General features: G+C 71.5%; 9 protein-coding genes. All 9 read left to right on the plus strand.

Annotated elements, in window-relative coordinates:
- The first annotated feature begins 37 nt into the window (after window positions 1-37).
- From AOK23_RS35430 to AOK23_RS50695, 9 genes are read left to right on the plus strand one after another with little or no spacing between them, the layout of a single operon-like run.
- A complete protein-coding gene (locus tag AOK23_RS35430) occupies window positions 38-1,174 on the plus strand; it encodes an abortive phage infection protein (protein ID WP_107102950.1) in 1,137 nt (378 codons plus the stop codon).
- Between the two features lie 45 nt (window positions 1,175-1,219).
- Window positions 1,220-1,597, plus strand: a complete 378-nt coding sequence (gene gvpO, locus AOK23_RS35435) for a gas vesicle protein GvpO (protein ID WP_055716636.1) — start codon at window positions 1,220-1,222, stop codon at window positions 1,595-1,597.
- A gap of 55 nt (window positions 1,598-1,652) precedes the next feature.
- Window positions 1,653-2,105 carry a gas vesicle structural protein GvpA gene (locus tag AOK23_RS35440; RefSeq protein ID WP_055716637.1) on the plus strand — a complete coding sequence of 151 codons (453 nt, stop codon included), beginning with the start codon at window positions 1,653-1,655 and terminating at the stop codon, window positions 2,103-2,105.
- Window positions 2,106-2,114: 9 nt separating this feature from the next.
- Window positions 2,115-2,828 carry a GvpL/GvpF family gas vesicle protein gene (locus tag AOK23_RS35445; protein WP_055716638.1) on the plus strand — a complete coding sequence of 238 codons (714 nt, stop codon included), beginning with the start codon at window positions 2,115-2,117 and terminating at the stop codon, window positions 2,826-2,828.
- 29 nt (window positions 2,829-2,857) lie between these two features.
- Window positions 2,858-3,121, plus strand: coding sequence for a gas vesicle protein GvpG (locus tag AOK23_RS35450; protein ID WP_055716639.1), 264 nt, complete (start codon window positions 2,858-2,860; stop codon window positions 3,119-3,121).
- Window positions 3,122-3,152: 31 nt separating this feature from the next.
- Window positions 3,153-3,815 carry a hypothetical protein gene (locus AOK23_RS35455; RefSeq protein ID WP_055716640.1) on the plus strand — a complete coding sequence of 221 codons (663 nt, stop codon included), beginning with the start codon at window positions 3,153-3,155 and terminating at the stop codon, window positions 3,813-3,815.
- On the plus strand, window positions 3,808-5,031 hold the full coding sequence (locus AOK23_RS35460; RefSeq protein ID WP_055716641.1) for an SRPBCC family protein: 1,224 nt from the start codon (window positions 3,808-3,810) through the stop codon (window positions 5,029-5,031). Before AOK23_RS35455 ends, AOK23_RS35460 begins: the two co-directional genes overlap by 8 nt.
- Window positions 5,028-5,597 carry a gas vesicle protein gene (locus AOK23_RS35465; protein ID WP_055716642.1) on the plus strand — a complete coding sequence of 190 codons (570 nt, stop codon included), beginning with the start codon at window positions 5,028-5,030 and terminating at the stop codon, window positions 5,595-5,597. Before AOK23_RS35460 ends, AOK23_RS35465 begins: the two co-directional genes overlap by 4 nt.
- Window positions 5,594-5,932 (plus strand): gas vesicle protein, encoded by a 339-nt coding sequence (locus tag AOK23_RS50695; protein ID WP_079049887.1) that lies wholly within the window; start codon window positions 5,594-5,596, stop codon window positions 5,930-5,932. Before AOK23_RS35465 ends, AOK23_RS50695 begins: the two co-directional genes overlap by 4 nt.
- The last annotated feature ends 105 nt before the right edge of the window (window positions 5,933-6,037 follow it).

The following is a 6,037-nucleotide window of genomic DNA, read 5'->3' on the forward strand; positions in this document are numbered from 1 at the left end:
CCCCACACTGAGGGCAACTCACGGGGAGGGAAGGCCGATGACCGGGATGAGCAGGGGCCGTTTTCTGGGGTGGGGCGCGGCGCTCGGCGGTGGGCTGCTGCTGCCGACCACGAGGGCCGCCGCCCTCCTGCGCACCGCGGAGCGCCCCCGCGGACTGTCGTACCGAAGTGTCGTGTACGAGGTGGGCGCGGGCGACACCCCCGCCACCGCCTGGAACCGGCACCGGATGCGCGCGGACATGCGCGCGATACGAAACGATCTGCACGCCACCGCCGTCAAGGTCACCGGCGACGGCGTGGAGCGGCTCACCTCGACCGCCGCCGAGGCGGCCGAGCGCGGGCTCGCGGTCTGGCTGGAGCCGACGCTCGGGGGCGTGCCCGAGGACGACATCCTCGACCACCTCGCCGAGACGGGCCGCTTCGCGGAGCGGCTGCGCCGGCAGGGCGTGGACACGCATCTCAGCGTCGGCTGCGAGTTCCTGATCTTCCTGCCCGGCATCGTGCCGGGCGACGACATCCTGGAGCGGATCGAGAACCTCCTCGCGGGCAACTTCGACCCGGTGGAGGCCGCCCGACGGGTCCACGACTTCACCATCCGCGCGGCCGCCGTCGCCCGTTCCGTCTTCCGGGGCCCGCTGACGTACGCCGCCGCGGACGACGAGGAGGTCGACTGGGACCTCTTCGACATCGTCGGCCTCGACTACTACGGCTACCACCGCACCCACGCCGGTCACGTCCGCGACCTCGCGCGCCACATCCGGCCGGGCAAGCCGCTCTCCGTCCAGGAGTTCGGCTGCTGCACTTTCGAGGGCGCGCCCCGGCAGGGCGGCATGGGGTGGTTCGCCGTGGACCATCGCGCCGACCCCCCGGCGATCAAGGGCGACCTGAGGCGCAGCGAGCGCACACAGGCCGCGTACGTCACCGATGTCGTCGCCGCGTGCGAGGCGCTCGGCCTGTACGCCGCCCACGCCTTCACCTTCGTCTCCGCGGACTCCCCGCACCGCCCGGACGACCCCCGCCACGACCTCGACATGGCGAGCTACGCCCTGGTCAAGCCGATCGAGGCCCGTCCCGGCACTCCCGCGTCCGGCTGGCACTGGGAGCCGAAGGCGGCCTTCCACGCGCTGGCTCGCGCGTATCGGCGGGGCGCCGCACAGGAGGGACGACATGGGTGACGACCTGAGTGACGAATTTCCCGACCTAATCGCATCAAAAGTGTCATGCGTGCTTTTTCGGGCACACGGCGAGGTGAGAGAGAGAAGGTGAGAGCCACGAACGGCCATGAGTCGGAGAAGCACCGTTCCTCGTCGCGGCGGGAGCCCGCCGAGGAGCGTCTCTCCGCGCCCGAGGCCATTCGGAGCGCGCTCGAGCAGCTCGCCGAGGTGCTGGGACGCGTCCCGGAGTCCGTTTCCGCGCTCAAACCGACAGAACAGGGCTGGGAGGCCGAGGTCGAGGTCGAGGAGCTGGAGCGCGTCCCGCAGACGAGCAGCGTGATGGCGAGCTACCAGGTGGTCCTGGACCCGGCGGGCAAGCTGCTGGCGTACGAGCGCGGACGCCGGTACACCCGCGCGCAGATCGACCGGAGCGGCGGCCGCTGAGGCGACCCGCCGCCGCGCACGGACTCCCGTGCCCGGAAGGGATGACATCGTGACTGTGGTGCCGCAGGGCGAGGGTGCGCTCGCCTCCCGCGGAGGCGGGGGTGGCGGCTCGGGGAACCTCTACGACGTGCTGGAACTGGTCCTGGACAGGGGCCTCGTCATCGACGCGTTCGCACGGGTCTCCCTGGTCGGCATCGAGATACTCAAGATCGACGCCCGTGTGGTCGTGGCCAGTGTCGACACGTATCTGCGGTTCGCGGAGGCGTGCAACCGGCTGGACCTGGAATCGGGGCGCAAGGCCCCCGCCCAGCTGACGGACATGGTCGGCGACGCCACCGAGGCGGGCGCCCGCGGCAAGAGCAAAGGGGCGCTGTCGGGCGCGGTCGAGGCCGTCTCCGAGTCCCTCCAGAAGGGGCGCGAGGACCACGAGTCCGGGCGCGAGAAGCAGCGGGTGCGTTCCGAACGCGGTGCGAGCCGCCGCTCCTCGAGGCACGACGACGAGGAGTGAGGCGAGCCGATGTCCGTGTACGTCTACGCGATCACCAGAGCGGAACATCCGCTGGACCTCGACGACGTCCACGGCGTCGGGGAGGACGGCGGCGATCTGCACGCGGTCAGCAGCGGCTCCCTGAGCGCCGTCGTCAGCGAGGCCCCGGCCGATCTCTCGGTCGCCCGCCGGGACTTGGAGGCGCACCACGAGGTCCAGGAGAACCTCTGGTCCGACGGGGCCATCCTGCCGCTGAGCTTCGGTTTCGTCGCCCCGGACGAGGATTCCGTGCGCGCCTTGCTGGACGAGCGGGCCGAGGCCTTCTCCCAGCGGCTCGACGAGCTGTCGGGCACCGCCGAGTTCAACGTGAAGGGGGTCACGGACGAGGATGTCCTGCTGCGCGCGATCCTCACCGACTCCGAGCAGGCCCGGACCCTGAACGAGTCCATCCGCGACGGCGGCGGCACGTACGAGGACCGGCTGGCCCTCGGCGAACTCGTGGCCCAGGAGGTGCAGAACCGGAACGCGGCGCTCGCCGAGGAGGTTCTCGCCGCCCTGCGTCCGCTGGTCGTCTCCGAGCAGGTCGCTCCGCCGTCCCAGCAGTACTTCGTGAACGCCTCCTTCCTGGTGGAGGACGCCCGGTCCGAGGAGTTCACCCGCGCCGGCGGGGAACTGGCCGAGCGCCTGGGCGAGGGTGTCGAACTCCGGCTGCGCGGCCCTCTGCCGCCGTACAGCTTCGTATGACCGCCGCGCGGCTCCGAGGAGGCGAGGACATGGGACTGGTCGGGACCATCGTGACGTTGCCGTTCGCCCCTGTGCGCGGCGTCGGCTGGGTGCTGGACAAGGTGCGGCAGACCGCCGAGGAGGAGTACTACGACCCCGCCCCGATCCAGGAGGAGCTGGTGAACCTGGAGCGGGCGCGGAGCGAGGGACGCATCGACGAGGAGGAGGCCACGCGGCGCGAGGACGAGTTGCTGCGCCGGTTGCAGGAGATCAGTGCCTACCGGGCCCAGCAGGGCGCGGGGCCCGGCCCGTGACGCGCGTGCGATACGGAAAGAAGACAGGATCATGAAGAACGCGACGATCGGCGCGGCCGTCCTGGGGGGCTACCTCCTCGGCCGGACGAAGAAGGCGAAGCTCGCTCTCGGCGCCGGGGCGCTGCTGGCAGGCGCCAAGGCCAGGCCGGGGCAGCTCGCCGGCCTGCTCGACTCCCCCTTCCTCAGCAACGTCACCCAGCAGGTGCGCGGGGAACTGACGGAGGCGAGCAAGGCAGCGGCGACCCACATGCTGACGGCGAAGGCGGACAGCCTCGCCGGCGCCCTCCACGAACGCACCGAGGGGCTCCGCGACCGGGCCCACCCGGACGGCGGTGAGCCGAAGGGCGACGACGAGCGGACCGAGCCGGACGACCAGCAGGACGACCAGGACGAGCAGGAAGACCAGAACGCACAGGACGAGCCGGACGCCGAGAGCGGCGAGGACGCCGAGGGCGGCGAGGACGCCGAGGGCGGCGAGGACGCCGAGGGCGGCGAGGACGCCGAGGGCGGCGAGGACGCCGAGGGCGGCGAGAGCGGCGGAAAGAGCGGGCCCGCGGCGAAGAGGAGCCGGAGCGGCGGGTCGCAGCGCCGGAACACGGCGTCGCGCGCGAAGAAGCAGACCGCTTCCGCGAGCCGCACCAGCGGAACCAAGAGCGGGAGCGGCTCCAGGTCGAGGAGGCAGGACGATGGCTGAGGGCAAGGGAGCGAAAGGCGGTGCCGGCACCCTCAGCAAGACACGGGACGAGGCACTGCACAACCCTGGTACGACCCGGCTGAAGGAGGAGCTGGAGGAGTACATCGAGGCGCGGCTGGCCGTGATGCTCGAAGGCGCGGGCCACAAGATCGGAGAGGGCGCCCGCCGGATCGGCGAGGGCCACCTGACGGACGGCCTCGCCTCGACCGCGTCCCATGCCAAGGGCGCGCTCATGGAGAAGGCGAAGGGCGCCGGCGGCAAGGCCATGGACGTGGCCGGGAAGGCGAAGGACGCCGCGGGGAAGGCCAAGGACTCCGCCGCCGGCAAGAAGCAGGGCAAGAACCCCGAGGGCGGCACCGGCCGGGGGCACACCATGATCGAGGACATCGACGTGGGTGTCCCGGTGCGCGAGGCGTACAACCAGTGGACCCAGTTCCAGGAGTTCAGCCGGTTCGCCAAGGGCGTCGTCGCCGTCGATCAGCAGGACGACACCACGACGCAGTGGCAGGTGAAGGTCGCCAAGTCGAAGCGGCGCTGGCGCGGCAACATCACGGAACAGGTGCCCGACGAGCGCATCGCCTGGACCTCCGAGGGCGAGAAGGCCACGACGAAGGGCGTCGTCACCTTCCACCCGCTCGGCGAGAACCTCACCAAGGTGCTGCTCGTCATGGAGTACTCCCCCAAGGGTCTCTTCGAGCGGACCGGCGGCCTGTTCAGGTCCCAGGGCCGCCGTGCCCGCCTCGACCTCAAGCTGTTCCGCACGTTCGTGATGATGCGCGGCGAGGCCACGGGCGGCTGGCGCGGTGAGATCCACGACGGCGAGGTCACCGAAACGCACGAGGACGCCGAGAACGCCGAGAAGGCCGAGGACACGGAAGAAGACACCGAAGAGACGGAAGAGACGGAAGACACCGAGGCCACCGGCGCCGACGACACCGACGCGGACGACGAGGGGCCCGAGGACGAGACCGAGGCCGAGGACGAGGACACGGAGCCGCGGGACGAGGGCGAGCAGGAAGAGGACGACGAGGACCAGGACACGGAGGCACGGGACGAGGACGAGGCTGAGGAGGAGGGGGCCGAAGAGGACGACGAGGAGGAGGGTGAAGCAGACGACGAGGCGGACGAGGACGAGGAGCCGGACGACGAGTACGTAGACGAGGAAGAGGAAGAGGACGAGGAGCCGGAAGAGGAAGCGAGGTCGAGCGCGTCGTGAGCCGGCCCGCCGACTCCCCCGCCCAGACCTCGTCGCGGGCCTTCACCCCGTACGGCAGCGGCCAGGGGTCCAGCGCGAACCTCGCCGACATCCTCGAACGGGTCCTCGACAAGGGCATCGTCATCGTCGGCGACATCAAGGTGAACCTGCTCGACATCGAGCTGCTCACGATCAAGCTGCGTCTGCTGGTCGCGTCGGTCGACAAGGCCAAGGAGATCGGCATCGACTGGTGGGAGCACGACCCCGCCCTCTCGTCGCGCGCGTCCCGCTCCGACGGGCGCCGCTCCCTGGAGGAGCAGAACGAACGCCTCCGCGAGGAGGTCAGGGAACTCCGGGGCCGTCTGGAGGAGCCCCCGGTGGAGCTGCCCGCGAGCGGCTCGTCGGAGCGTCGCCGCGCCGCCGACCCCGAACGCAAGGCCCGCGATCCCGAACGCAAGGCCCGCGCCGCACCCCGCCGCGCGGAGGGCCGTTCGGATGAGCCGCGCCCCAAGCGGCGCAAGGCGCCCGCCTCGCGGGACGACGACGAGCGGGACGACGACGAGCAGGACGAGGACCGGCACCGATGAGCGCGTACGACGCGCCCGCCGCGTACGACGACGAGTACGACCGCCCCCTCAGCGGACGTCAGGTCGCGCTGATCGATCTGCTCGACCGGCTGCTGAGCGGGGGTGTCGTACTGACCGGGGATGTCGTGCTGAGCATCGCGGACATCGACCTGGTGCGGATCTCGCTGCGCGCGGTGATCGTCGCCGTCCGGGAGCAGATGGAGGAGCAGTGGGCCCCCATCCTGCCGCCCGCCCCGAACGCGGACCCGGTGCGCACAGACCCGACGCACACATACCCGGCCCACTCGGACCCGGCGTACACGGAAGGGCGCGGTCATGGTGCCGATGCCCTCTGAGGGGCCGCCCATCGACCGGCTGCGGGAGGTGGCGGAGGCCGCGCGGCGCGCGTTCTCGGTGCTGCCCGCCCGGCCGGAGGAGATCGCCCCGCCACCGCTCTCCCG

This window comes from Streptomyces torulosus (assembly GCF_001419765.1).
Classification (GTDB): Bacteria; Actinomycetota; Actinomycetes; order Streptomycetales; family Streptomycetaceae; genus Streptomyces; species Streptomyces torulosus.

Excerpts from the sequence above, each read along its gene's own strand:
- AOK23_RS35430 (WP_107102950.1), top strand. The coding sequence starts at position 38 with ATGACCGGGATGAGCAGGGGCCGTTTTCTGGGGTGGGGCGCGGCGCTC.
- gvpO (WP_055716636.1), top strand. The coding sequence starts at position 1,220 with ATGCGTGCTTTTTCGGGCACACGGCGAGGTGAGAGAGAGAAGGTGAGA.
- AOK23_RS35445 (WP_055716638.1), top strand. The coding sequence starts at position 2,115 with ATGTCCGTGTACGTCTACGCGATCACCAGAGCGGAACATCCGCTGGAC.
- AOK23_RS35450 (WP_055716639.1), top strand. The coding sequence starts at position 2,858 with ATGGGACTGGTCGGGACCATCGTGACGTTGCCGTTCGCCCCTGTGCGC.
- AOK23_RS35455 (WP_055716640.1), top strand. The coding sequence starts at position 3,153 with ATGAAGAACGCGACGATCGGCGCGGCCGTCCTGGGGGGCTACCTCCTC.
- AOK23_RS35460 (WP_055716641.1), top strand. The coding sequence starts at position 3,808 with ATGGCTGAGGGCAAGGGAGCGAAAGGCGGTGCCGGCACCCTCAGCAAG.
- AOK23_RS50695 (WP_079049887.1), top strand. The coding sequence starts at position 5,594 with ATGAGCGCGTACGACGCGCCCGCCGCGTACGACGACGAGTACGACCGC.